Source organism: Kitasatospora sp. NPDC059571 (assembly GCF_042735675.1).
GTDB lineage: Bacteria > Actinomycetota > Actinomycetes > Streptomycetales > Streptomycetaceae > Kitasatospora.
In genome coordinates, this window is the sequence record NZ_JBHWBW010000004.1 from 49,183 (window position 1) to 74,345 (window position 25,163).

The 25,163-nt window shown below is 68.0% G+C and carries 19 protein-coding genes and 3 pseudogenes; 9 read left to right on the top strand and 13 right to left on the bottom strand.

Features of this window, described 5'->3' with window-relative positions; all coding sequences use genetic code 11:
* Positions 1–14: 14 nt before the first annotated feature.
* From ACFV0G_RS01695 to ACFV0G_RS01725, 7 genes are read right to left on the bottom strand one after another with little or no spacing between them, the layout of a single operon-like run.
* Entirely contained in the window at positions 15–890 is an 876-nt protein-coding gene (locus ACFV0G_RS01695) for a hypothetical protein (protein WP_380539863.1), read from the bottom strand.
* Complete coding sequence (locus ACFV0G_RS01700; RefSeq protein WP_380539866.1) at positions 887–1,831, bottom strand: NAD(P)-dependent oxidoreductase; 945 nt, start codon at positions 1,829–1,831, stop codon at positions 887–889. Before ACFV0G_RS01700 ends, ACFV0G_RS01695 begins: the two co-directional genes overlap by 4 nt.
* Positions 1,828–2,490 carry a TylF/MycF/NovP-related O-methyltransferase gene (locus ACFV0G_RS01705; protein WP_380539869.1) on the bottom strand — a complete coding sequence of 221 codons (663 nt, stop codon included), beginning with the start codon at positions 2,488–2,490 and terminating at the stop codon, positions 1,828–1,830. The genes ACFV0G_RS01700 and ACFV0G_RS01705 overlap by 4 nt, the downstream gene beginning before the upstream one ends.
* 5 nt (positions 2,491–2,495) lie before the next feature.
* The gene (locus ACFV0G_RS01710) at positions 2,496–2,957 is read right to left on the bottom strand and encodes an NUDIX domain-containing protein (RefSeq protein ID WP_380539872.1); all 462 of its coding nucleotides are present in this window, start codon (positions 2,955–2,957) and stop codon (positions 2,496–2,498) included.
* A 25-nt stretch (positions 2,958–2,982) separates the two neighbouring features.
* Positions 2,983–3,852: an isocitrate lyase/phosphoenolpyruvate mutase family protein gene (locus tag ACFV0G_RS01715; protein WP_380539875.1), complete on the bottom strand. Its 870-nt coding sequence runs from the start codon at positions 3,850–3,852 to the stop codon at positions 2,983–2,985.
* A complete protein-coding gene (locus ACFV0G_RS01720) occupies positions 3,852–4,529 on the bottom strand; it encodes a dTMP kinase (RefSeq protein WP_380539914.1) in 678 nt (225 codons plus the stop codon). The genes ACFV0G_RS01715 and ACFV0G_RS01720 overlap by 1 nt, the downstream gene beginning before the upstream one ends.
* Positions 4,529–5,245 carry a hypothetical protein gene (locus ACFV0G_RS01725; RefSeq protein ID WP_380539878.1) on the bottom strand — a complete coding sequence of 239 codons (717 nt, stop codon included), beginning with the start codon at positions 5,243–5,245 and terminating at the stop codon, positions 4,529–4,531. The genes ACFV0G_RS01720 and ACFV0G_RS01725 overlap by 1 nt, the downstream gene beginning before the upstream one ends.
* Positions 5,246–5,574: 329 nt before the next feature.
* Here ACFV0G_RS01725 and ACFV0G_RS01730 point away from each other — a divergent pair, with 329 nt between their 5' ends.
* From ACFV0G_RS01730 to ACFV0G_RS01740, 3 genes are all read left to right on the top strand, one after another.
* Positions 5,575–6,984, top strand: coding sequence for a helix-turn-helix domain-containing protein (locus ACFV0G_RS01730; protein WP_380539881.1), 1,410 nt, complete (start codon positions 5,575–5,577; stop codon positions 6,982–6,984).
* A 72-nt stretch (positions 6,985–7,056) separates the two neighbouring features.
* Positions 7,057–8,049, top strand: a complete 993-nt coding sequence (locus ACFV0G_RS01735; RefSeq protein WP_380539884.1) for an asparaginase — start codon at positions 7,057–7,059, stop codon at positions 8,047–8,049.
* Positions 8,050–8,092: 43 nt separating this feature from the next.
* Positions 8,093–8,560, top strand: coding sequence for a PPC domain-containing DNA-binding protein (locus ACFV0G_RS01740; RefSeq protein WP_380539887.1), 468 nt, complete (start codon positions 8,093–8,095; stop codon positions 8,558–8,560).
* On the opposite strand, the gene ACFV0G_RS01745 is transcribed toward ACFV0G_RS01740, so the two are convergent.
* Complete coding sequence (locus ACFV0G_RS01745) at positions 8,550–9,176, bottom strand: nucleotidyltransferase domain-containing protein (protein ID WP_380539890.1); 627 nt, start codon at positions 9,174–9,176, stop codon at positions 8,550–8,552. The genes ACFV0G_RS01740 and ACFV0G_RS01745 overlap by 11 nt on opposite strands.
* A gap of 916 nt (positions 9,177–10,092) precedes the next feature.
* Here ACFV0G_RS01745 and ACFV0G_RS01750 point away from each other — a divergent pair.
* Both ACFV0G_RS01750 and ACFV0G_RS01755 read left to right on the top strand, forming a co-directional pair.
* A complete protein-coding gene (locus ACFV0G_RS01750) occupies positions 10,093–10,416 on the top strand; it encodes a helix-turn-helix domain-containing protein (protein ID WP_380539893.1) in 324 nt (107 codons plus the stop codon).
* Between the two features lie 468 nt (positions 10,417–10,884).
* A complete protein-coding gene (locus ACFV0G_RS01755) occupies positions 10,885–11,133 on the top strand; it encodes a protein kinase (protein ID WP_380539896.1) in 249 nt (82 codons plus the stop codon).
* A gap of 30 nt (positions 11,134–11,163) precedes the next feature.
* On the opposite strand, the gene ACFV0G_RS01760 is transcribed toward ACFV0G_RS01755, so the two are convergent.
* Both ACFV0G_RS01760 and ACFV0G_RS01765 read right to left on the bottom strand, forming a co-directional pair.
* Complete coding sequence (locus ACFV0G_RS01760) at positions 11,164–12,240, bottom strand: IS3 family transposase (protein WP_380539917.1); 1,077 nt, start codon at positions 12,238–12,240, stop codon at positions 11,164–11,166.
* A pseudogene (locus ACFV0G_RS01765) lies at positions 12,153–12,362 on the bottom strand (transposase); the annotation flags it as partial. The gene ACFV0G_RS01760 and the pseudogene ACFV0G_RS01765, both read right to left, overlap by 88 nt.
* Here ACFV0G_RS01765 and ACFV0G_RS01770 point away from each other — a divergent pair.
* On the top strand, positions 12,297–15,626 hold the full coding sequence (locus ACFV0G_RS01770) for an AAA domain-containing protein (protein WP_380539899.1): 3,330 nt from the start codon (positions 12,297–12,299) through the stop codon (positions 15,624–15,626). The pseudogene ACFV0G_RS01765 and the gene ACFV0G_RS01770 sit on opposite strands and share 66 nt — an antisense overlap.
* Positions 15,623–16,990 carry a hypothetical protein gene (locus ACFV0G_RS01775; protein ID WP_380539902.1) on the top strand — a complete coding sequence of 456 codons (1,368 nt, stop codon included), beginning with the start codon at positions 15,623–15,625 and terminating at the stop codon, positions 16,988–16,990. The genes ACFV0G_RS01770 and ACFV0G_RS01775 overlap by 4 nt, the downstream gene beginning before the upstream one ends.
* A 320-nt stretch (positions 16,991–17,310) precedes the next feature.
* Here the strand turns inward: ACFV0G_RS01775 and ACFV0G_RS01780 are convergent.
* Together ACFV0G_RS01780 and ACFV0G_RS01785 are read right to left on the bottom strand one after the other, a co-directional pair.
* Positions 17,311–18,388, bottom strand: a pseudogene (locus ACFV0G_RS01780) (integrase core domain-containing protein).
* 540 nt (positions 18,389–18,928) lie between these two features.
* Positions 18,929–20,830: a DNA/RNA helicase domain-containing protein gene (locus ACFV0G_RS01785; protein ID WP_380539905.1), complete on the bottom strand. Its 1,902-nt coding sequence runs from the start codon at positions 20,828–20,830 to the stop codon at positions 18,929–18,931.
* A 203-nt stretch (positions 20,831–21,033) separates the two neighbouring features.
* On the opposite strand from ACFV0G_RS01785, the pseudogene ACFV0G_RS01790 reads away from it, so the two are divergent.
* A pseudogene (locus tag ACFV0G_RS01790) lies at positions 21,034–21,120 on the top strand (Lrp/AsnC family transcriptional regulator); the annotation flags it as partial.
* A gap of 442 nt (positions 21,121–21,562) precedes the next feature.
* Here the strand turns inward: ACFV0G_RS01790 and ACFV0G_RS01795 are convergent.
* Positions 21,563–22,801: an alpha/beta hydrolase family protein gene (locus ACFV0G_RS01795; RefSeq protein ID WP_380539908.1), complete on the bottom strand. Its 1,239-nt coding sequence runs from the start codon at positions 22,799–22,801 to the stop codon at positions 21,563–21,565.
* Positions 22,802–23,663: 862 nt separating this feature from the next.
* Here ACFV0G_RS01795 and ACFV0G_RS01800 point away from each other — a divergent pair.
* Complete coding sequence (locus ACFV0G_RS01800; RefSeq protein ID WP_380539911.1) at positions 23,664–25,109, top strand: glyceraldehyde-3-phosphate dehydrogenase; 1,446 nt, start codon at positions 23,664–23,666, stop codon at positions 25,107–25,109.
* The last annotated feature ends 54 nt before the right edge of the window (positions 25,110–25,163 follow it).

Below are 25,163 nucleotides of genomic sequence, written 5' to 3' on the forward strand. Positions count from 1 at the left end.
GTGCCTCGCGGTGGTCAGGTGGGTTCGGGCCCCAGTTGCTCGGCCCAGGCGAGCAGGGCCGCACCGGTGAGCGGCACACGGTCGTCGGCACGGCGCAGGAACCAGCCGTCGCTGTAGCGCTGGGCCAGCCACGCCGGACCGTCGACCGACACCTCAACTGGCGCGCTACTGCTGCCGTTGACGGGGTGGCAGGACAGCAGGGCGTAGGCCAGGCGCCGCTGGACCGGGCGGAACCACCCCCAGGCGGTGTCGTGCCACAGTCCGGTCGGCGGCTTGGTGGCCGAGGGCCGGCTGGCCATGAGCGGAAGCCACTTCTCCCCAAGCAGGGGCTGCCCGGCGGCGGCGCACTCCGCGGAGGCGAGCGTCAGCACCAGGCGCTCCAGCACCAGGTCCGCCGAGGCGTACTGCTCGTCGGCGACCAGTCCAAGCAGGTCCTCGGCAAGGCTCGCCACCGTCTCGGCGCGGTCGGCCACCGCCCAGGCGCGGTAGACCTCGGCCTCGCCGGAATCAACGACCGGAATCCACTGGCCGGCCTCGTAGTACTTCGCGGTGCGCAGTCCGGTCAGCCTGGGCAGCTCCTTGCGGACCCGGCGGAACAGGGCGAGATCGTCGGCGCGGATCTCGAAGCCGCGCAGAAGCTCACGCAGTCCGGTCATCTGGTCGGGCGTGGAGACCTGGAGATCGACCCGCACGCCGTCGCTGAGCCACGAACGGGGCTCGGGCAGCGGTTCGTTGCCCAGCAGGCGAAGGTCGACGTCACTGGTGGCGTGGGCGAGTCCGCACGCCAGGGCTCCCTCGAGCCAGACCGTCGCGCCCGGATGAGCGGCAAGGAGCTGTTCGGCGGCCTGCCCCGCGATGCGCAGTCGGCGCCGTGCCGAGTCCCCGATCACCGGACCTCCAGGAGGCCGGGGTACTTCGGGGCCGCGGCCGGGCCTGCCGTGATCGAGGCGATGAGTTGCGCGAGCCAGGCGTCCAAGGTGTGGCGGACATCGGCGCGTTGGGCCCCGATGTGCGGTGTGACCAGCAGATTCCGCAGGCCGACCGTGACGTTTAGTTGTTCGGCGTGTTCGGGGTCGATCGCGTCGAGGGCCAGGCCACCGATCTGCCCGGCATCGAGCGCACGCACGAACGCCGCCACGTCGAGTGTCTCGATCCGGCCGGCGCAGATCACCAGCGGCTGGCGCTCGGCGACCTCGGTGAGGAATGCCTCGTTGAACAGCCTTCGCGTGTCGGCCTGGAGCGGCACGGCGATGACGTGGACATCGGCCCGTTCGCGCAGGGCCTGAGCGGGCAGCTGCGGTAGCTCGGGAGGGTTGGACGGCCACTGCGCGAAGGTGACCTGGCGGGCGAAGGGTGTGAGGAGCTTGGCGGCCGACCTTCCGACGGGGCCGGCTCCCCAGACGGCGACGTCGAGTTCGGACAGGGCCCTGCCGAGGCAGGCGTCCTTCATGTGCCGTCCGTGGGCGAGGGCGTTGTGGCCCAGGGGAACGCGGCGGGCCAGGCTGAGCGTGGCGACCAGGCACCACTCGGCCACCGCGGTGGCGCTCGCGTGCGCGTTGCGGTGCAAGGTGATGCCGCGGCGGGCGAGTTCGGGGAGATCGATGTTGTCGGTGCCGGAGCCGACCCGGATGACGTGCTGGAGGATTCGCAGCTGGTCGAGCTGTTCTCGGCCCAGTCGTGTACCGGAGCGTAGGGCGACAATGGCGGTGCGGGCCGCGATGTCGGGTAGGGAGTCGAAGTCGGGCACTTCGGTGATCTCGATGCCGGGAAGGGCCAGTCGCAGACCGCTCAGGTCGGCCGTGCCCTTCGCGATGAGGACGGTGGGGGTCATCGGCCGGCGTCCTCTCGGGCGGGTGATAGGAAGCGGCCGAAGGCGAGGTCGCCGTCGCCGATGACGGCCTCGACGGGGGTCGGTGTGCCGAAGAAGTCGTCCGAGGCGCGCTTGACGCCGGGCAGACCGTCCCACGCCTTGGGGTTGGCGTTGGTGTCGGCGTAGTCGTCGAGAAGGAGCACGCCGCCGGGGGCGAGGCGCGGTACGCAGCCGCGCAGGCCGGTGAGGGTGGAGGCGTAGAAGTCGCCGTCCAGGTAGGCGAGGGCGATGGCGCCGGGCAGGGCGGTGGGGATGGTCCGTTCGAACCAGCCGGGGTGGATCGTCGGCGGCGTGCGGTTCCAGCGGGCATGGGTGTCCAGGACGGCTTGCGGTGTGGCGCGCAGTTCGCCTTCGGTGAGGTGGTCGGAGTCCTGCGTGCCGGGGGCGGGCATGCCGGCGAAGGAGTCGAAGACGTGGATCTCGCGCCGCGAGTCACCGAGCGTGTCCAGGACGCAGCGCATCCACAGGGCCATCGCGCCGCGGTAGCAGCCGAGTTCCACGATCGGTCCGTCGATGCCGCGGTGGACCAGGCTGTGAAGTTCACCTTCGATGACGTTGAGCCGGTCGGCGCAGACCGTGTTCGCGTGCTCGGTGAGGAGCCATTCGCGTACGTCGTCCATCAAGGTCACCACCTGTCGATGAACGGGTCGCGGAGCCGACCGTGCAGGGCAGCGACCAGCGGCTTGCCGACCCGGGGCAGCAGGTACACCTCGGTGAGCTTGTCGACGGGTGTCCACTCGAAGCCGACCTGGATCGGGTCGGGCAGGTCCTGGAACCGCGGGGTGGTCTTGTCGCCCAGCGGGCGGGCGAGGAAGGTGAACTGGGCCTTCTGTACGGTCCCGAACTCGTTGTCCCATGAGGCCGGCACGTACTCGGTCACCAGCAGGAGCCGGTCGACGGCCACCGTAAGGCCGGTTTCCTGTGCGACCTTTCGGTGGACCGCCGCGCGAAGGTTCTCGCCTTCCTGCGCCTTGCCGCCGGGCAGGTTGTAGTGGAATCCGGAGTGGTCGTCGTAGGAGAGGAGCAGGACCTGGTCCTCGTGCAGGATCGCGGCCTTCACCGACACGCTGATGCGCGGAAGGGTCATCGCGGGGCTCCCTCGGGGCGTGGGGTCAGATGCAGGACAGCGCGTCCGGTTCGCCGATGCGCAGCAGGTCGCCGACAGCCGCGAGCGGGGCCTCGGCGCTGGGGCGGAAGGTGCCCTCGCGGGTGAACTGGCGGGCCGCGGCGCGCATGCCGGCCAGAGCGGCCCGGCTGAACTGGTTGGCGTAGATGCACAGCCGATAGCCGGCCTCGCCCAGCTCGGCGCTGGTGAGCTGCGGGAAGGCGGTGGGGACGGTGACGAGCGGCGCGGGGTGGCTCCACCGGGCCGCGACCTCGCGGGGTTGGTCGCCGCTCTGGTCCTTGGAGTGGATCAGAACGGCTTCCGCGCCGGCCTCGACGAAGCGCGCCGACCGGCCCATGGCGAGCTCCAGGCTCATCCCGGCGATCAACGATTCGGTGCGGGAGATGACGACCAGGGCGTCGCCGACCGTCTTGCGGATGCGCTCGATCTGCCGGACGACGAGGTCCGCCGAAGCTAGCTGCTGGGAGGAGTGTGCGGCGAAGCTGTTGCACTTGGGGTAAGCGCTGTCCTCCAGGCAGATCGCGGCGGCCCCGGCCCGGGCCAGATCGGCCGCGACGCGGGCGGCACCATCGACGGTGCCACCCGCGTTGTCGACATCGACGATCACCGGGCGCTCGGTGACGCGGCCGAGCGCGGTGACCACATCGCCGAGGTCGCGTGCGCTGAGCACGTTGGCGTCGGGCAGGCCGAGGGCGGCGGACACCTCCAGGCCGCTCACCCACAGGGCGTCGAAGCCCTCCTCCACGGCCAGGCGGGCCGCCATGGCGTTCACGGCCCCCGCGGCGAGCAGCGGCCGGACCGGTGTCCGCGTGGCGAGCGACAGGCGTAGTCGGGCTGTGGCGTCGGATATGGGCATCAGCTCTCCGTCTCGTTGTCGGTCGGTAGACCGGGGATCAGTCCGAGGTGCTCGAGTGCGCTCCACGCGGAGCCGATGACCTGGGCCGGCGTTGCGGCGGCGTCCAGGCGGACCACGGTGCCGAGCAGCGGAAACGACTGAGGAGAGGCCGTCACGTCCGCGTAGACCTCGTGCACCGCGGACTGCACGTGATGCACGTCCCAGTCCGCCCTCACGGCGTCACCGGAGCGGCCCTTGGCCCGCTGCATGGAGTCGGCCGGAGGGAGCTCGAGCACGAGCGTCACGTCAGGGCCGTCCGCCAGGCCGTTGGCCAGCGCCTTGTAGGTGTCCTGCGCGCGGGCGCCGTGCTTGACGGCGAAGAACGCCAGCTCGCTCAGCAGCCAGCGATCCGCGATGACCGGCCGGGCTTGTCGCTGCGGCTGCACCAGCTGCTCAAGCGTCGCGTTCTTGTCGGCGACGATGGCCGACAGGTAGGCGGCGCTGTTCTCCGCGGACGGACGGTACTTGCCGGCGACGATCTGCCCGGCGTGCTCGGCCGACAGGAAGTTCGTGGTCAGCAGGCACAGCGGGGTGATGTCGAACAGGCCCTGCCACAGCCGGAACAGCCCCTTGCGGAGCGTGGTCTTCCCGGTGCCGTCCAGGCCCTCGACGGCAATGAAGGGGTAACGGTGCATCATCACTCGACCTGTCCTGCTCCGGTGCCGCCCGCGTACTTGGTGAACTGGCCTCGCCAGACGGCCGTCGTGGCCACGAGGTCGACCAGGCGCAACTCGCCCAACTCCTCCAGCAGGGCTGGCAACGTGCGCTCGATCTCAATGCCCGCCGCGATGGCCTCGCAGTAGGCGCGCCGCGCCAGCTCGTCGTCCCGCGTCTGCAGGGCGGAGGCCAGCAGCCGGTCCGCCATGCCGTAGGCCACCGCGCCGGCAGCGCTGTCCAGAACCTGGGCGCGGATCGGCTCCGGGTTCGGCTCCAACGTCAGGTGCCGCACACCGCGATGCCTGATGATCGCGAAGAACCCCACCCACCACGCACTCGCCTCACACACCGCGGTCAGCGCCTCGGCCCACGGCTGTGCCGCGCCATCGGGCACCAGCCGCTGCCGGGCCTGCTCCGTTGCGCCGAGGATCTGGCCGGCGTCCGGGTCGGCGTCCACGCCGTGGAGCTGCGGGAGCGACCACCAGTACCCCAGACCGGCGCCCTCCAGCACCTCCTGGGCCTGCGGTCCGGGGACGTGGGTGGGACGGCGGGCGAGACCGGCCAGCGGCACGCCGCCGAGGTCGGGCAGGCTCCCCGTGTTCTGCACGAGCTCCCGCCACTCCTCCACGTGCAGGTGCAGCCTCTGGATCAGCAACCCGTCCGCCAGAGTCCGCCACGCCGCTCGAAGTGAGGGCACGGCGGGCTCCCCTGCGGGGCTCATCGTTCTCATCGCCTGAAGGTCCTTCCTGGCACACGACCTGTGACGGCGAGGATCACCGAGCCGGCCCGCGTGCGATCCCTCCATGGTGGCGAATACGTCGGGCTGCGGTTATGGGCGTTTATGCGAGTCTCCTCATGCCGCCGACCTGACGGGTGATCGCAAGGAAGAATGCGACGGTGGACAGCAGTCAGCAGCGGCGGTGCACTTCCTGTGGCAACGCCTTGAGCCGCTACAACGCCGAAACCAGGTGCGGCCCCTGTCAGCGCGGGTTACACGTTGCGCCCGAGTTCTGGCAGGACCCGCAGGTGCGGCAAGCCCTGGCGGCATGGGACCTCGGAGCAGTCAGCCGTCTCGTCCGCTCCCACACCGGTTTGTCGCAGACGGCCTTCGCCCGGATCGTCAACAGCGACCAGTCAGAGATCAGCCGATTGGAGCGCGGGCGACGGGCCGTCAAGGACCGCAAGCGGATGACGCAGTGGGCCCAGGCCCTCAACTTTCCCGAGCAGCTGGCCGGTGCGCTCCCCAGCAGCCTCGACGAGACCACAGCGCTCACCCTCCGGGCTCCCTCCCTGCCGCCGCTCATCGTCGAGCCGGCCGGACCACGGCAGCTGCACCTCCCCGTGGGACAGAACCTCAGCGGCGGCTCCCTGCCCACCCTGGTACTCGACGCCGATACCTTCCGCGGCAACGAGCTCCACATCAGCCGCAGCCCGGAACTGGACGCCTGGGCGGGCACACCCACCCGCGCCCTCGTGATCGCCACGCGCACCGTCGACGGAACCAGCCGGCAGTTCGCCGTCGACGCCCGCTACGGAACCCGGGCCAAGGACAGCGCAGGCGATCAGGGCCGCGTCCTACGGATCCCGTCCGCGTACGAGCTCGACGACCTCACGTACGGGATCCTGTGGGCCGTCGCCGGGTTCGACGCCGCCCTCCTCAGCGACGACACCGACCTGCACACCCTCCTGCCCTTGACGAACGGCGCCGATCTCGACCCGCTGGCCGCCGCGGTCCAGGACGAGGAGCTGACACCCGGCTCCCTCATGTTCATCGGCTCCCAAGCCAGCGCCGGCTACATCCTCGACAACCGCGCCACCCTCGGAGACTCGCCGATCTTCTGGACCCGCGAGCGGACCGGCGAGGAAGCCGTCACCTGGCTCCTGTTCACGCACAAACTCGACTACCTCCGCCGATCCGCCCCAGGCACGCCGCAGGCAACGACCGGGACCGGCCGCGCCTTCTGCATTCCACCGCACGCGGTCACCCGTTCCCCCGCCCACGAGCGGATCCTGCTCTTCCTGGCCATCGCCCTGATGGAATCGCTCGGCATCACCACCTGGATCACCGAGAACCCCGACCTCGCGGAGACCGACGGCTTCGTCCTGCTCCCACGACAGCGCGCCGTCATCGCCAGCTGGGTACGAGCCGATGCCGTCTCCAAACTCGGCCTCACCACACGACCGGCAGATCTGCACGCCTTCGCCGACGCCATCGGGCACGCCGCCGCGCACTCCGTGACGTCAGCCGGCCTCGCCCGCGGCCGCCTCGTCGCCACCGCCGACTACCTCGGCCTGGACTGGGCCTGGCTCACCCGGCGCTGTCACCAACTCGCGCTGGTGGGAACGCGCGCCCTCGCCCGCCCCCGCAGCCGGCTTCTGGGCCTGGAGGGCCTGGACGCCGCATGCCGCTTCGTCGCCTCCCACCGCACCACCTGAACCGATAGATTGCCCGAAGGCCACGAGGCCGCACCGCTTCGCGGGAAGCCCGATGACAGGGAGACAACGGCGTTGCACACGAGGACAGTTGCGATCTTCTCCCTCGGCGGGACCATCGCCATGACCACCGATCCTGCCACCGGCGGAGTCGTACCGGCCCTGTCCGCCCAGGAACTCCTCGACGCCGTCCCCGCCCTGCAGAGCCTGGACGTCGACCTGCAGGTCCACGACTTCCGGCGCCTGCCAGGCGCCTCCCTCGGCTTCGACGACCTCACCGCACTGTCACAGGCCATCGCCGACGCCTTCGAAGCCGGCTGCGACGGAGCTGTGGTCACCCAGGGCACCGACACGATCGAGGAGATCGCCTATCTCCTCGACCTCCTACACGCGGGCAGTCAGCCGATCGTCGTCACCGGGGCCATGCGCAACCCCACCCAGCCCGGTGCGGACGGCCCGGCGAACATCCATGCCGCCGTCATCGCCGCCGCAGCCGCGGAACTGCAGGGCGCCGGCGCCGTGGTCGTCCTCGGCGACGAGATCCACGCGGCCCGCACCGTCCGCAAGTCCCACAGCACCAGCCCCGCCGCGTTCACCTCCCCGGCGACCGGCCCCCTGGGACGCCTCTACGAGGGCCGCGTCCACCTCCACGGCCCGCTCGCCGCCCGCACCACGCTCCCCGGATCGCTCACCGAGCCGACGCCGCGCGTCGGCCTGTACACCGCGACGCTCGGCGACGACGGCACCCTGCTCGCCCCCATGGCCGAGGCCTGCGACGGACTCGTCGTCGCCGCGTTCGGCGTCGGCCACGTTCCCCACAGCTTCGTGGCCACTCTTGAGAACACCGCCTCCCGGATCCCCGTCATCCTCACCAGCCGCATCGGCAACGGACCAGTCCTGGAAGCCACGTACAGCTTCCCCGGCTCGGAGAAGGACCTGCTCGGCCGCGGACTCATCCGGGGCGGCCACCTCGACGCCTACAAGGCCCGGCTGCTCCTGCACGTCCTCCTCGCCCAGGGACGCAAGAGCGATGAGATCGCCGCGGCCTTCAAGACCGTGACCCTCTGATCCCGAGATCGCCAACAGCCCCTGACCCAGTGAGGACCTGCTCATGCGTGCCAGTGAACTGACCCTCGGCCGGACGTTCGGCGTCACCTTCGAACACGGCGAGGACTTCTTCGACGCCCTCACGGCCTTCTGCAAGGACAACGACGTCCAGCAGGGCTACATCCCCATGTTCATCGGCGCGTTCTCCGAAGCCGAGATCGTCGGCACCTGCAACGGCCTGACTCACCCCGAGCAGCCGCTCTGGGACCGCACCCGCGTCGAATTCGTCGAAGCCCTCGGCGGCGGCACCCTCGCCCACGACCCCGCCACCGGCCTGATCCTCCCGCACATCCACCTCGCCGCCGGCCTCAAGGGCGAAGACGCCGACGGACGCACCAGCCACCTGCTCAACGCCCGCGTTCAGTTCCTCAGCGAGCTCCTCATCGTGGAGGTCACCGGGCCCACCATGACCCGCCCGCGCAACCCCAACCTCTACGACGTGCCGCTCCTCACCTTCGGCTCTACCGCCTGAGCCTGCCCAACCACGCATGGACCGGCAGCACCAACTCCAGGGCACCCGCCAACCACGCCCGCTCTGTGGCATCGAGACGGGGGAGCATCCGGTCGAAGTCGAGCTGATCCTTCTCCCGCACGTTCTTCGCCTTGTAGAACAGCTGCACCTCGGGGCTCAGGTACGGAACACCGGTCGAGGTCACCCGGCCGAGCTGCGCGAGAGCTCGCCGAACACGGGCATCCCGACGCGAGACCCACTCCTCGCCGTCGGCCTCGTCGAACATGAGCTGGACCGACCACGGTTCGTCGGGCGCACGGCGGCACCACACGTCGTGCACCCGGGCCGGAAGAAGCCCGCCCGGCGGCCAGGGGCGCAGCATCCCGGCTCCGGGAGGATCGGCCATGAAGAGATCCCACCCGCCGAAGAAGCGGCGGACCCTGTCCTGATCGCGGTGAAGGACCAGCACGTCGAGATCGCCGTGCTCGCGATACGGCTCACCAACGGCCAGCTCGATCGCATAGCCTCCCGCGATCCACCAGGGAAAGTCCGCCCCTGCCAGAAACTCGGCCGTCTGCCGCGGTGAGAGCGGAGCCCACCGTCCCCGCGCCGGCACGGTCGCGTGAGTGTCGTTCACGACCCTCATCCTGGCACTCCGCACCGGGACGCGGGAGCCGATCCGCATACTGACCACCACGTCGCCCTCGTCTCCGGCGCCGACCGAGGACTCGGGCTGGCCTTTGCCGCCCGCCTGGCCCGACAGGGCTTGCGCGTCATGCTCGGCAGCCGTGGCTGCCTGGTCGGCCGCGACGCCGAGGCCCCGCGAACCAGGAGGGTGATCATTTGGTTGGACAGACGCTGGTGAACGGCCCGCTTGTCCGCAGGGCAGGCGGGCGGCGGCTACCAGAGCGCGGCCAAGGCGGCGCACATACCCATCCACCCGACGAAGGCCGCCCCAGCCGCGAGCACTGCACCCGGCAAGGACTTCCCGTCGGCCCGTGCCAGCACCCCGGTGATCGTGGCAGCCAGCAGCCCCGACAGTACAGCGCACATGCACAGCAGTATCCGGACGGGCAACGCGTGGTTCATCTCGGTTCTCCCCTGGTCAAGGGGAGGGGCGGAACTGCCGGAGCCGTTCTCGACACCCAACTCCCCATGTGGTGGTGTTGGTTGTCGAGCAATCGCGGCGCTGCTCGCTGTGCGGGCCCTGGATTCCGCTGGAAACGGGTTCCGCGTGCCGCGCGGGCTCCGGCTCGGATACTTCGAGACCAGGGGCATAAGCTCCCCGCCCTGCGCGCCGGCGCAGGCGGGAGTCACCCAGTTGAGCCCCCTCCGCTGAGGGGAAGGTCACCAGCCCGCAGGGCTGGCCCGGCACAGAGAGTATGTGCCTGACTGTCGCGCCGCGTCAAAGCCGCCAGTTCACCCCGGAAATGGCCCGCGAGCCCTTGTACCGCCCGACATGCCTAGCCGTCAACTCGGCTTTTGCGTAGCGACTTTACTGAATACGGTTGGCCCCGCCTCGTGAAGAAACCACACGCGATGAAGGACCCCACGTGATCACCTCAGGCGATGAAGTGCGTCAGCGTCGGCGAGCCGCCGATATCACCCAGCATGAGCTGGCCAGCCAGGTCGGCGTATCGGCCGCGCACATCTCCCAGATCGAGAACGGCGCAACCGAGCCCAGCACCGAGACCGCCGTTCTGCTCGAGGTGGTCCTGTCCTCCTATGAGCGGAAGATCCCCCGCCGCGAAAGGACCATCCTGGAACTCGGCACCAAGCTCCCGCAGCTCAGGGACGAACACGTCTACCAACTGCATGTGTATCTTCAGCACATCCTGCACGACCACTACCGGTCGACCCGCAGTCGTCGCTACTGACCCCGGCTCAGGCAGGCCAGCGACGGGGCCAAGCGCCCAGCCCTCACTCGCCCGGTCCCGACTCGCAGGACGAAGCGGGACTGTCTGACCGGTTGATCACGTCCCAGGCCGCCCAGGCGAGCCGGTGCGCAAGGACGACCATCTGGAGCGCGACCGCGACCGGGACGGGCGTGTGAGGATGCATTCCGCCACAGGTGGTCGACCCCGCCAACTACCGAACGGTGGGCCTGCTAGTGGCGTCCCTCAACGTCCACAGGTGTGTGGTGAGGTTCTCGGCGGTCATCAAGTTTCCAGCCACAGTAACGGCCGTCCAGCCCACGGCCTCCAGGCAGAGCCGCTACGGCCGGCTGCGCCGGACGTCACCACCACGATGGCGGACCAGGCTAGTTGTGCCGGAACTCTGCGGAGTGACAGGATCTGACCTGCAGCCCGAACGATGGGTGTGGTCGTCTTCCGGGAGGGACGAACGTGTCAGCACCAGACCACGTCGGGGAGTACTTCACCCTGCTTGAGGTCGGATCCCGTGCCGGAAGCTTCGGCGTCGTTCGCAAGGGGATCGACAGACGAGACGGCTCCTTTGTGGCCGTGAAGTTTGTCAAAAGCCAGGCCGATGAACTGAGTCGGCGGGTCTTTGAGCGCGAGTGGCGCACGCTCAAAGACCTGTCACACCCCAATATCGTTCCCTACCGCGACTCCGGCATCGACGAGACCGGCTGAAGTTCCCCCCTGATCTTGGACAGCTGTTGCTTACGCTGCGGGGGTGAAGTCGTACTGCAGTCTGGCTCGGGTTTCGAGTGGGGTGAGGTACCCGAACTCGGGGTGTTTGCGGAGCCTGGTGCGGTTGTATTCGACTTCGATGAAGCGGAAGACGTCGGCTCGGGCGGCCTCGCGGCTCTCCCAGACGGTGGTGCCGATCTCCGCTTTCAGCAGTCCGAAGAAGCTCTCGGCTGCGGCGTTATCGTAGCATATGCCGGTTCTTCCCATGCTCTGCCTCAGGTTCAACTTCCTTATCTCCCTGCGGAATTCGCTGCTCGTGTACTCGCTTCCGCGGTCGGTGTGCATGATGCAGCCGGGCCGCAGTTCGCCGCGGCCGGCGGCCATCTTCAGGGCGTTGGTGACCAGCTCGGCGCGGTGGTGGTCGGCCATCGCGTAGCCGATCACCTCGCGGGTCGCCAGGTCGATGACCGTGGCCAGGTACCACCAGCCCTCGATCGTGGGCAGATACGTGATGTCGCCGACGAGTTTCGTGCCGGGCCGCTCGGCGGTGAAGTCGCGGCCGACCAGGTCCGGGGCCGGGGCGGCCGCCATGTCCTGCTTCGTCAGGTGGCGGCGTCTGCGGCGGGTGATCCCACGGATGTCGCGCTCGCGCATGATCCGTTCCACCTTCTTCCGGTTGATGCCGTGGCCGCCCCGCCGCAGTTCGGCGTGCACCCGCGGAACGCCGTAGGCGCCCCGGGAAGCGGCGTGGATCTCGCGGATACGTCCGGCCAACTCGTCGTCGGCGCGCTGCCGTTCGGCAACGGCCGGCCTCGCGGCAAGCCACGAGTAGTAGGTGGAGCGGCCCACGCCCAGAACGCGGCACAGTCGGGCGACACTGCTGCCGCCGGGATTCGCCTCGGTGGCCTTCTCCGCATCGATGAAGAGGCACACAGTGCCTACTTCACGATCTCCCTCGCGAAGAAGGCTGCGGCTTTTACCAGGATCTCGTTGGCCTTCTTCAAGTCGGCATTCTCGCGGCGGACGCGCCGCAGCTCCTCGCGCTCGTCGGTGGTCAGCGCGCCCGTCGGCCCCTCGCCCCGGTCGGTCTTCGCCTGCCTGACCCAGCCCCGCAGCCCCTCGGGGCTCACCCCGAGCTCCCGGGCGATCTCGGTGACGTTCCGATGCGGCGAGGACCGCACCAGCGCGACCGCGTCCCGTTTGAACTCCGCCGTGTACCGCTTGCTCATGTTGCTCTTGCCACTCACTACCTGGACTGCTTCCTCCGGGACCAACCGTCCCAGTATCAGGCTGTCCAGTTCAACGGGGGAACTTCAGGCAGCTACTACATCGTGCTGGACTGGGTCGAGCGCAACCTCGACGACTTGCTCACAGATGCCGGTCCGTGGCTGTCGTGGGATCGCCTCGCGAAAGAGATCGCGATCCCCATCGTCGACGCGATGGCGTATACCCACCTCAAGCAGGTTGAGCATCGCGATCTAAAGCCGGCGAACATCCTGATCACATCCAGTGGGGTCCCGATGTTGGCTGACTTCGGCATCTCCAAGATCCGCGGCGACGACGAGGAGACCGTCAACACCGTTGCCGACTGGCACTCGCGGCCTTACGCACCGCCTGAGATCAACGCCGACATCCGCTACGTACGTGACGTTTACTCTCTCGGTGTCCTTCTGATCCAGTGCATGAGCGCCTCGCGCCTCAAGACGTGGGATAATGTCGAGCAGGCCGTCCTGGACATCGACGTTCCGCCAGAGATCCGGCGGATCCTGACGGCCTGCGTATCACGTGTTCCGAGTGACCGCCCGAAGAACGCCAGTGACCTGCTCGCGGCGCTCACTGCCGCTCAGAAGCTCTATGTCGCGAACGCAGCGGCGGCATCGCCAAAGCCGATCTGGCTGCGCATCACGGGTAACGCAGCGACCGCGCTGGCCGGCGCACCCGAGAAGCGCGTGGAGGCTCAGACCGTTGTTCAAGCCGATCTCACCGGAGACGTCCACGCAACGTTCCTGCTCGACCGCGACTCGGGAGAACCACAACGCGACAGCGTGTTCATCATCGGTGACTCGTGGCGCTTCAACATCAAGCCTGACGCAGACGGCGCTGTGATGGTGTCAGCGCGACAGATGGAGCTGCAGGCACTGGACGGGTATCGGCGTCGAGGGCTCCTTCTGCCGAAGAGTTACGCGTGGACGTTCTATCGGCCAGCGAACATCGAGGCCGCAAGACAGGCGATGGCCGACTTGATCCATGGCCTGGACGAGTTCTACGCCGAGAAGGCTGAGCAGATTGCTGCTGGCACGGTCGATCGAGCCAGCGACGACCTCTTCGACACCTGGCTCCGAATCCTCGCCGCCCGCGAAGAGCTGGCGCGCGGTGAGAAGAAGCCTCTTCCATACCAGCGTTTCAAGGTCCGAGGGCGAGAGGCGACCTTCACACTCGGGGAGTCGGTTGAGCAGGACCTCATCAACACCGAGTGGCGCGTCAAGGACCAGTACACCGACCGCCGTTTCGGCTGGGGCGAAGTCGTTGAACACGATGGAGACACTGTCGTCATTCTTGGCAATCGGTGGGAGAGCATTCCAGATCGCGGGTTGCTCGTTCCTCACATCGGGCCGGACGAAGTAGCCATCGGACGCCAGCGCGAAGCAGTCATGTCAGTCAAGAATGGTTCGGCGGCACGGCCGGAGCTGCGGGAGTTGTTGCTGCAGCCAGAGACCGCCTCGGCACCGATGCCGGTGGGAGTGACCGCCTGGAGTCGCGACCTCGATCAGCGCAAGCAAGAGGCAGTCAGGGCCGCGCTCGGTGCCAAGGATGTGTACCTGGTGCAAGGTCCGCCAGGGACCGGGAAGACTAGCTTCATTGCTGAGCTGGTGGAGCAGTGTCTGCTCGCCAAGCCTGATGCTCGCGTTCTCATCGCTTCCCAAACGAACGTTGCGGTCGATAACGCCCTCGAAAAGCTCGATCAGGGCGGCTTTGCCAGTCTGGTCCGTCTAGCCAGCGCAGATCAAAGTCGCGTCAGCGAGCCGGTGCGCCACCTTCTGCTGGATGCCCAGATGCGGAAGTGGGCGCAGTCTGTCCGCCGTAAGGCGGAGTCGCACCTCAGCTCGCAGGCGGAGGCGGCCGGTATCTCGGGACCGCACCTGCGGGCAGCTCTCGCGCTGCAGCAGCTAGCTACGACCCTCCGCGAGGTTGCAGCACTGCAATCGAGGGTTAAGAACGAGGAAGCGCTTCCCGAGCAGACAGAGCTCACGACCGCGCTGGGGTCATCGGACTCAACTGCCTCCGTACAGGAACGCGTCGATAGTCTGATGGACCTCCGCGATGAACTCTTCGAGGAAGCCCAAGCAACTCTCGCCGGCGATCTGACATTGTCGCTCAGCATGTCTTCGGAGGACGCACTCAACGCAGTTGATGTTCTCGTCGGCGAAGGCGCTGAATCGCGTGCGCTGCTGACGCACCTCCGGCTTCAGGGAGAGTGGCTCCAGCGGATCGCATCCGACCAGCGCCTCGCGGCGACCTTCCTGGATCAAGTCAGTGTCATCGCCGGTACTTGCACTGGCTTTCTTCGGCACCAGGCCGTGCGCCACCTAGACATTGACCTGTGCATTGTTGACGAGGCGTCGCGGGCAACGTTGACTGAGGCGCTGGTGCCAGTGTCTCGGGCCAACCGCTGGATCTTCGTCGGCGACACCAACCAGTTGCCGCCGACTGATGAAGAGCTTCTCCGTAGTAAGGAGCTCCTTGATGAACACCATCTCACCAAGGCGGACATCCAAGAGACGCTCTTCCAACGGCTTGCTACACACCTGCCGCAGCACTCCCAGATCCTACTGAACCAGCAGTACCGCATGGTTCGCCCCATCGGCGATTTGATCAGTTCTTGCTTCTACGGTGGCAAGCTGGTCTCGCACCGACAGACCGGTCTGTCCGGCTATGACCGGGCGTACGGCAAGCCCGTTCTGTGGATCGACACGTCGTCGCTCGGTAACCAGCGTCGCGAGTCAGCGCCGCAGGGCACTGCGACTAGCTACGCCAACCGCGCTGAAGTGCGTGTGCTTATCGATCGCCTGAGGGTGCTGAACAAGGCCATCGAGCGCAACCTAATCCAACCTCCGAACCCCGGCACCCCTTTGGACGTGCTGGTGATCGCGCCCTATGCCAGCCAGGTGACGGAGATTAACGTCCAGCTGGCCCCGATGCGCAAGTGGCTGCCCTATCTCACCATGACCGTGATGTCGGTTGACGCGGTTCAAGGCCGCGAGTCCGACATTGCCATGCTCTCGGTCACCCGGAGCAACAGTACTGGGCAGCTCGGCTTCCTTGGTGCGGACTACTGGCGCCGCATCAATGTTGCGCTGTCCCGTGCTAAGTATGGCTTGACCATCGTAGGTGACGCCGGGTTCATCAAGGGTACGCCCGGTGCCCTTCGAAAGGTGCTGTCACACATCGAAACGCACCCCGATGACTGCGAGATCAGGATGGCCGACCGATGAGCCTCACCGCATCAGAACAGATCCGGCGAAGGTTCGGAAACAAGAGGCCTGGACTGGAGCTGCTCGGGCTGGTCGAAGCCGCCGTGCCGGTCACGGTTCTCCGGGTGGACGTGCTTGCTCAGGAGCGCAAGCAGCTGCCGCTACTCGACGAGTTCGTCATCCAGTTCGTACATGAGGGCGTGCGTGCGCTCGATGAACTGGCGGCGTTGCTCGGGCTTGAACACGAGCAGGTGCTCAACGCCACCGCCGAGCAGATCCGCGAAGGCAACATCCGCCGGAGTAGCGGACATCTCGCCTTGACTGCGCAGGGGACCGAGGTTGCTCGGACTCTCGCCGCCATCCAGCCGGTCTTGAAGCAGTTGCCTGTCCCGTTCGACCGCATTGTCTGGAGCATCAAGAACTACGCCCAGATCGGCCTGATCAATAAGAAAGCGGCGGAGGAACATGGCTACCTCCTACTACCGCGTAAGAAGCAAGCCAGTGTCGCATTGACGGACCTCACAGTCGAACAGTTCAACGAACTGATCCGTGATCGCGAAGACCGCGAGCGGCTAATCGAGATTCTCCGCATCCGCAAGATCGCATCCCAGACTCAGCACCTCTACCTGCCGGCACAACTTCTCGTCTACGGCAACCCCGAGCAGGGCGAGGTCGAATTGGAGCTATGCATCGACGGCGAGCTCCAACCGGCGCACGGGCTCGAGCTCGCTGCCATTGGTGCGGCCGAGAAGCTGGGCTTCGAGGTCGGTCAGCCGGAGCCCCGCCCGACTCTCAGCCCGGAGCTCGAGGAGGTCCGTGTCCCGGCCGAGCAGATCGAGGCACTGGTTCAAGGCGCCGCAAGGATGCCCGACGGAGGCAACTCGGCGACCGAGGCGCCGCAGAAGGTGACGGAGATCCCCGTTCGGAGCATCAGCATGCTGGAGCACCCCGATCACCTGAACGCCGCGCTCGACTCGGCCCGCAAGCGAATCCTCATCATCTCCCCATGGGTTAGGGGCGGCGTCGTAACTACTAACTTCGTAGAAAGGCTTGAGCGTCGGCTGCGTGCGGGTGTCGAGGTTCATATCGGTTATGGCATTGGTCCCGACGATCGCGACTGCGACGAGTGGGCACTTCGCAAGCTGCGCAATCTTGCCCAGCGCCACGGAGACAGGTTCCACTTCGTGCGGCTTAAGAACACCCACGCTAAGATCCTGATCTACGACGGGATCTGGATTAATACGAGTTTCAACTGGCTCTCCTTCAAGGGTGACCCGAACCGGACCTTCCGCATGGAGGAAGGAACGCTCGTGCAGATTTCGAGCGAAGTTGACAAAGCATACAAGCAGTATGTCGAAGTGTTGAAGACTGACATTAAGCCGTAGCTTAACCTGGCAGCGAATGCTGCGCCGGCGAAGGCGGCGGGTTGTCTCTTCGGTATCGGTTAGATCGGTGCGTAAATGGGGACGGTCATCCCTGTCTCGTAACCGGTGGTGACCAGGGTGACGACCAGGCCGCACGTGCGCGAGAACGACTCCGTCCGGTAAGGGACTGGCAGGCAGAGGTCTGATATACGTGCTCGGAGCGACACATCCGGGTGCCTGACGGTGGACCCCCGGCGTCCACTATTCCTCGGGCTCGGAACGCGCCAAGAGTGGACTGCGTCCTGTGGGGCTCGGAAAGTCATCGCTGCTGGTCAAGCCGCTTACCGGTACTCGTTGATGACGCCGCCGAGGACGCGGGTGCGGAGGAGTCTGCGGCGTTCGAGATCGCCTGTGACGGGCTGCTCGTGGGTGCCGGGCGGTAGCTGGTTCCGGGCTCGATGTGGCCGGTGCTCGTTGTAGTGCCGCTGGTAGGCGGCCAGGACCTGCCGGGCGTGGGCCTCGTTCATGATGAGGACGTGGTCCAGGGCCTCACGCCGGATGCTCCCGATCACGCGCTCGCAGTGGGCGTTCATCCGGGGAGCTCGCGGGGCGCTCTTCAGGATCTCCATCTCCTCGGCCTCGAAGACGGCGTCGAACGGCTGCCCGTACTTGCCGTCGCGGTCACGCAGCAGGAACCGCAGGGACTCCATGCGCCGGCCTAGGTCGGCGGCCACGTTCCTGGCCTGCTGCACCGCCCACTCGCGGGTGGGGTGGGCGGTGACGCCGGCGATGTGCAGGCGACGGGTGCCGTGTTCGAGGAACGCCAGCGCGTACAGGCGCTGGCCGAGCATCGTGTCGAGATGGAGGAAGTCGACGGCGATGATGCCCTCGGCCTGGGCCGTGAGGAACTCGCGCCAGGTCGGGCCGGTGTGGCGCGGGGCCGGGTCGATGCCCGTGGCGTGGAGTATCTCCCATACCGTGGATGCGGCGATCGGATGCCCGAGGCGGGCGAGCTCGCCCTGGATCCGCTTGTGGCCCCACCTTGGGTTCGAGCGAGCGAGCGAGCTGCAGAATCAGGTCCTTCAGCGCCGCTCTAGTCGGCGGCCGCCCGGTCCGGGTGCGCCGCGCGCTGTAGTCCCACTTCGCCGCGATGAGTCGGCGGTGCCAGGCCAGCAGCGTGCCGGGAGTGACTGGGAGGACTGCCCGCCACCGGTGACGGGGTATCAGACTGGACAGCGCTGCCAGCCAGAACCGATCCTCCGGTTCATAGCGGACCGGGCTGGCAAGGTGGCGACGCAGCACCGCGTTCTCGTGCCTGAGTACGAGCACTTCGGCATCCTTGGCGGTTTCGCGGCGTAGCAGCACCAGGGGGATGGCCAGCAGCTTGCGCGTCATTTTGTACAGCATTGAAACGATCACCCTGACATGCTGCCAGCCGAGATCGTTCTACCCCTACCACCTGGGGCGATGACTTTCCGAGCCCGACAGGACTGCCGTCTGATGCGCGGTAGCCTGCGAGCTGACGCTCGCCGTACGTCGGAGCCCTGGCGCCGGCGACGATGCCATCGACAAGCAGCAGCGCGTTGAATCCCGCCCTGGTCCATCGGAGTTGCCCGGATCCCGCGTCGACCACATAGGTCGTTTCGTCGTCGGGCACGACCAGGCTCTGGTCGTCCACGGCCACCACCTGCGCCGCCCTGATGCCGTCGGCGAGCAGCGATTCGTCGCGGCTCACAGCCTCCCCCTGTCCAGAGGCGTTTCCACGAGGTCGACCGGGGTGCTCCAGACGGTCTTGCCCGTCGTGGAGTCGAACGGATCCCCTTGCCTCACCGTTCCGCCGCGAAAGCAGCATGGGCCCGGGCCACCCTGCCCGACACGAAAACGTTGAACTGCCGCCCACCCCGTAACGGTTGGCTCAAGACGACTGCACCACCCCCGAGCACAGGGCCGTCGGCCCTGTCAGGAGCCAGCTTTGTGCACTGCGGGAATCATCTCCGTCTGCCGCTCGGACACCAGCTCGCGCAGCTTGGTCCGGGTCTCCGCGTCGGTCGAGTAGAGGACCGTGCCGATCATCCCGCGCGTTAGCAGCACCTTGTAGGTGTTGCGGATCAGGCGGTCGATGTCGGCGTCGTTGGTCGACTTGCGGAAGACCGGGTCCTTCGACGCCGTGCGGTCGGTCACCCAGCGGTCAGTTCGCCAGACCAGGTCGGGCCCCAGGATGACACCGCTCCAGTCGTACTCGAATCCCTGAGCCGTGTACACGCATCCGACCTGGCCGAAGCCGGCCGGGTCGGTGGCCCACAGCGCGGCCGGAGGCGCGCCGGCGATCGAGCGGTCGCCGTACACATTCCACGGCCTGGCCCAGTCACCGATGTGCACGTCGAGGGGGAGTGGATCCCCCGGGGCCACCTTCGTGGTCCACTTCCAGCAGTAGCCGGCTGACATGCGGGCGCCGTATCCCTCCGCGCTCCGGGCGTCGAGGAATGCCTCCAGTTCCTGGGGGCTGTCGACCACCTCCAGGGCGACTTTGCCGTCGGGCTCCCACCCCACAGGGCCTCCGGGCTCGAGGTCCAGCAGGCGCACCACCCAGTTCAGGTAGGCGTCGCTACCGCCACAGCGGAACTGGCTATCCAGTTTGACCACCTGACAATCCAGGCCCTTTACAGCTGCGGCAGCCCTGATCTGGGCCACCGTGCCCATCTCGCCCGGCCGGACGACCTGGTGCTCGTCCAGCAGGAACACGGGCACCCGGGCGGCGTCGATCAGCTCCTCGATCTGGGGCTTACCGGTGCGCTGGGCGGCCCTGGTGTAGCGGTTCGCCGACGTCTCCCGGATCCGGTGGGCCTCGTCGCAGATCAGCACGTCCAGCCCGTTGCGCTCAGCGGTCATGAAGCTGTTGAAGTACTTGAACAGCTCCTGCACCTGACGCTTCCGCGCCCCGGCCATCCGACGCATCGTGGTGGTGAACGAGCTGGACCCGGTCGCGTGAAGGGCAGTGACGCCACGCCGGTACAGATCGCCGAGGAGGGACAGCGCGATAACGCTCTTCCCGGTGCCCGGGCCGCCCGTGATGACGACAACCTGCTTGTGGTCGGACTGCTGCGCTTGGCGGACCGCGCGCAGCACCAGCTCGTAGGCAACTCGCTGCTCGTCCAGCAGGACGAACTGCTCGCGCTCGCGGACCTCTTCGGCGGCAACCGCCATCAACTGCTTGGACGGGGCCACCTTGCCCGCGAGCAACTGGTCCGCCGCCTCCGCGCCAGAGACCGGCTTCAGCTTCGAGCGGAGGTACTGGACGAATTCCCCGCGGCGCTCGGCGGTGAAGAGCCGGCCGCGCTCGTCCTGCGGCACCTCGTAGAGGCCCTGGACGCCGAACTCCGTCGCGTTGTGGAGGAAGGCCACGCCCGACAGCCGCTCAGGATGGGCGGCGAGTGCGCCGTTGAAGGAGATGAGGTAGTCGCAGTAGCCGCGGACCTGCTCGATGGGGTTCAGCACCGGTCGGGTGTAGGCGTCCACCCGGCAGAGCAGGGGCTCGCCGTCCTCCGGGACCGCGCTGCTCCACTGCTTGAGCTCGACCACCACGTAGGACGGTTCGCCCGTGCTCGGGTGGACGCCGGCGAGTATGACGTCCGCGCGCTTGCTGTTGAGCGGAAGCGAGTACTCGACCAGCACCTCCACCATGCCGAGCCCGGCGTCCAGGAGCGCGTTGGTCAGAGCCGGGATGCTCCGTTCCCAGGATCGCACCTCGGACGGGCTGGGCTTGTGGCCGTGCTTGTGGACGAACTGGTCGATAAGGCGCACGAACAGTGATCCGGCCAGGCTCTCTGCGGCGACCGCGGACGCGGAGTCGCGGAACAGCAAGGAATGCTCCCAGGCAGCACGAAGTGACTCGTGCGGGTGGGGGCATGTCCCTGGAGGGAAGCCCGGCGGGCCGCGCTGATGACAGGGCTAAACCTACAACGGAGAGTCTGAGCTCGTGCCCGAACACCTGAGCCTCCACCAACGCATGGCGGACCGGGAATGGGCGACGGGGACGGCTTGTGTGGCCGACAGAGCCCGGTAGCGGTCGGGCCGTCGTACTGTCCGCGGGCGCGACCCACGGGCGGGTCCGCAAGCTGCGCGAGCGCGGCATCGTGCGGCGAACCACCGTCGGTCCCGTCTGGACGGGGCTACTCCGACGGCTTGGGCCACGACAGCTGCGCCGGAGTCGGGGAGGGGCTGGAGCGGGGAGAACCGGGGGACGGCCGGGGACCACGCGTCGATCACCATCGCCTCTGAGGTGTCTTTCGGTGAACGAACAGCGCGGGCTGTCTACCGTCTGACGTGCAGCGATGCCTATCGCCGGGCGACTGGGGGTCAAGGGGTCGCAGGTTCAATCCTGTCGTTCCGACAGTGGTCAAAGGGCCGGAGGCATAGTCTCCGGCCCTTTTGACAACCACGGCTGACCACATCGCGCCTTGATCAGCCCTTCACGGGCACCCCCGCAGCAGTCGGCCCGTCAGGGTACGGGGACGTGCCGGCGGCGCACCGCGTGGCCGGTGGCCCGAGGGGGCGGACACACCCGCTCTGGTGGTGAGGGTGGCGGCGCTCGGCCTACTTCACGAAGGTCGCCTGGGGGAAGCGGCTCGACGGGCCGTCGAGCAGGTGGTCGTCCCGGTGGCGCAGGGTGAGGTCGAAGAAGGCGTCGACGTAGGCGCGCTGGGTCGTGATCGAGGCGGTCGGGTCGATGGTGCCGACCTGGGACTGGACGGCGGCCTCGGGCACCCGGCCGGCGGCGGCGATCTGGGGGAGCTGGACCTGCAGGTCGGTGTACGAGAGGTGGGCGGACTGCGCGAGTTGGATGTTGCGGTGCATACCCCGGAGGTTGGCCCAGAAGGGCTGCCACCACGGGTCGTTGTGCGTCCACTGCGCGCTGTTCATCAGCAGGAACGGGCGGTCGAGGCCGTCCGCGACGACGCTGCCCACCGGCCCCTGGTCGCCGAAGTCGAGCCCGCCGTCGAGGTCGACCGCGGCCTCCACCCGGGCGTCGTCGTGCATCACCTGGGCGGCCGTAGCACCGCCGAGCGAGTGGCCGATCATCCCGACGTGGCAGAGGTCCAGCCGGCCGGTGAGACCGGTCGGCAGTCGACGGTGGTCGGCGTCCGGGTTGCCGCCCGCGTTCAGGAGCGTCAGCCGGTCCAGTACGAACCGGGCGTCGGCCACCCGGATGTCGACCAGGCGGCTCGGTGGGGCGGAGGCCGCGGCCGGGTCCGGCAGGGCGACCCGGCCGTCGGGGAACTCCACGGCCAGCGACTCGTAGGTGTGATCGATCGCCACCACCAGGTAGCCGCGGCTCGCCAACTCCTCCGCCAGAACGGTGCCCTGGCCGCGCAGGCCGGTGGCGCCGGGGGAGTACAGCACGACCGGAAGGCCGGCTTGCGTCGCCTGGGCGGGTGCGTCGGTGCGGGAGTGGGTCTCGGTGCCGGCCCAGTCGGCCGTGTCGGTCGGGAGCCCGAACTGCTGCTGCAGCGAGGCCGCGAAGGCCGCTGCCGTGCCGGCCGGCAACTGCGGTGCCACCGCGTCCGACTGGCCCGGCCGGGCCGGGTACCAGAGGGTGACCATCAGTTCGCGGGAGTGCCCGGGCTGCCAGGGGTCCTTCCGCGATGCGTCCACCAGGTGCAGGCCGGTGGTGCCGACCGCGTGCGGCCCGTGGGGCGCCGGAAGGGTCATGGCGACCGGACGGGTCGTGGTGGCCGGATCTGCATGTGCCGCCGGGGCGGCGAACGGACCTGCGAGGGCGAGAAGCACGGAGGCGGCGGCCACACTGGACCGCCGGATACGGTTCGTCGTCATACCCCGAACCTATGCAGTGACGCTTACCGGACACATCTGAATTTGAGCGTACCGGCGCTATCAGGACAGATTTTGACGCGAAATCATGCAGGAAAAGCACTGGCAAAGAGGCGGGTGGTCCGTCATGGTGCGAAGTGTCCGTGCGGCGCCGCCGATTTGGTCGGTGAGGTGTCGGCGCGATGGTGCATCGCATGGCGACGGCGGTCGGGTGGGGATCTGTGATCCAGCGCACTCCCCTGATTCTCGTCCGCGTTGACAAATTCGCGGCCGGGAGATGCCGCGCCGTGCGGGCGGGAGCCTTCCCGCCGTCGTTCCGGGGGTGGAACTTCACTCCGGGAGATGCCGACGCCGGGGACGGGGGCGGCGGTCGGCCGCCGTGCGGGCGGGACATCCTGCTGTGGCGGTTGGGGCGAATTGTCGGGGATCCGGATGGATGCCCGGGTCGGCCTCGTGGTGATTCGGGTCACTGGTGGCGCTCCGGTCGGGCGCGGCGTCCGGGCCCGCTCGAGCGCGGTGGCGGTCGGGAGTGCCGGGGGCCCGGCGGTGCCCCGCCGGGCGTCCGGGCGGGGGCTGGTGCGGTGTCGACCGGGCGGGCAGGGCAATGCCGGTTCCATCTTGACCTGCGGCGATCCGTGGTCGAAGTGACGGGGGTTGCGGCGGGTGCCGCTGAGTCGCGGACGCCTCCCGGTGTGGTTCGGGGCGCCGTCCGGGCGGGGGTGGGCGGTGCGGCCGACCTGTTCGGCGCGGCGCGGTCCGTGGGGCGGGCGGGGCGGCGGAGAGCGATTCCCGGCGTGGACCGGCGGAGAGATCAAAAAGCCGGAAAGCTACCATGTGGGCATCGCCTAGCTCGAAAGATGAACTTGTGACTGTCAATGACGACGTGTTCACGGACTGGAATAATCGCGAGGAGATCGCGGAGTCGATGATCCCGGTCATCGGGAGACTCCACCGCGAGCGGGATGTCACCGTCCTGCTCCACAGCCGCTCCTTGGTGAACAAGTCGGTGGTGAGCATCCTCAAGACCCACCGCTTCGCCCGCCAGATCGCCGGTGAGGAACTCTCGGTCACCGAGACGCTGCCGTTCCTGACCGCGCTCACCACGCTGGATCTCGGTCCTTCCCAGATCGACATCGGCATGCTGGCCGCGACCTACCGCAGCGACGACCGCGGCCTTTCGGTGGCGGAGTTCACCGCCGAGGCCGTCGCCGGGGCCACCGGCCCGAACAAGGTCGAGCGCCGCGAGTCGCGCGATGTGGTCCTGTACGGCTTCGGCCGGATCGGCCGCCTGCTCGCCCGCCTGCTCATCGAGAAGACCGGCTCGGGCAACGGCCTGCGGCTCCGTGCCATCGTCGTCCGCAAGGGCGCCGGCGACGACCTCGTGAAGCGCGCCTCGCTGCTGCGCCGCGACTCGATCCACGGCCAGTTCCACGGCACGATCACCGTCGACGAGGCGAACAACAAGATCATCGCCAACGGCAACGAGATCACGGTGATCTACTCCGACGACCCGACCAAGGTCGACTACACGGAGTACGGGATCAAGGACGCCATCCTCATCGACAACACCGGCCGCTGGCGCGACCGCGAGGGCCTGTCGAAGCACCTCCGCCCCGGTGTCGCCAAGGTCGTCCTGACCGCGCCGGGCAAGGGCGACGTGCCCAACATCGTGCACGGCGTCAACCACGACATGATCAAGCCCGACGAGCAGATCATCTCGTGCGCCTCCTGCACCACCAACGCCATCGTTCCGCCGCTGAAGGCGATGGCGGACCAGTACGGCGTTCTGCGCGGCCACGTGGAGACCGTCCACTCGTTCACCAACGACCAGAACCTGCTGGACAACTACCACAGCAGCGACCGTCGCGGCCGCTCCGCGCCGCTCAACATGGTCATCACCGAGACCGGTGCCGCCTCGGCCGTCTCCAAGGCGCTGCCGGACCTCAAGGCGAAGATCACCGGCAGCTCGATCCGCGTGCCGGTGCCGGACGTCTCGATCGCGATCCTGAACCTGCAGCTCGCCCGTGAGGCGAACCGCGAGGAGGTCCTCGAGTACCTCCGCGAGGTGTCGCTGACCTCGCCGCTGAAGCGCCAGATCGACTTCATCACCGCTCCCGACGCGGTCTCCAGCGACTTCATCGGTTCGCGCCACGCCTCGATCGTCGACGCCGGCGCCACCAAGGTCGAGGGCGACAACGCGATCCTCTACCTCTGGTACGACAACGAGTTCGGCTACTCGTGCCAGGTCATCCGGGTCGTCCAGCACGTCTCCGGCGTGGAGTACCCGACCTACCCGGCTCCGGCGGTCTGACGCCGTCGGACCCTGCGAGATCGGCGGCCGGCCCGCCGCTGCGCCCTGTCGGGT

Coding starts and splice junctions, on each gene's coding strand:
- ACFV0G_RS01705 (WP_380539869.1), bottom strand. CDS start 2,490: ATGGACGACGTACGCGAATGGCTCCTCACCGAGCACGCGAACACGGTC.
- ACFV0G_RS01795 (WP_380539908.1), bottom strand. CDS start 22,801: ATGACGACGAACCGTATCCGGCGGTCCAGTGTGGCCGCCGCCTCCGTG.
- ACFV0G_RS01740 (WP_380539887.1), top strand. CDS start 8,093: ATGCGTGCCAGTGAACTGACCCTCGGCCGGACGTTCGGCGTCACCTTC.
- ACFV0G_RS01770 (WP_380539899.1), top strand. CDS start 12,297: ATGCGGCGAGGACCGCACCAGCGCGACCGCGTCCCGTTTGAACTCCGC.
- ACFV0G_RS01715 (WP_380539875.1), bottom strand. CDS start 3,852: ATGCCCATATCCGACGCCACAGCCCGACTACGCCTGTCGCTCGCCACG.
- ACFV0G_RS01775 (WP_380539902.1), top strand. CDS start 15,623: ATGAGCCTCACCGCATCAGAACAGATCCGGCGAAGGTTCGGAAACAAG.
- ACFV0G_RS01700 (WP_380539866.1), bottom strand. CDS start 1,831: ATGACCCCCACCGTCCTCATCGCGAAGGGCACGGCCGACCTGAGCGGT.
- ACFV0G_RS01720 (WP_380539914.1), bottom strand. CDS start 4,529: ATGATGCACCGTTACCCCTTCATTGCCGTCGAGGGCCTGGACGGCACC.
- ACFV0G_RS01710 (WP_380539872.1), bottom strand. CDS start 2,957: ATGACCCTTCCGCGCATCAGCGTGTCGGTGAAGGCCGCGATCCTGCAC.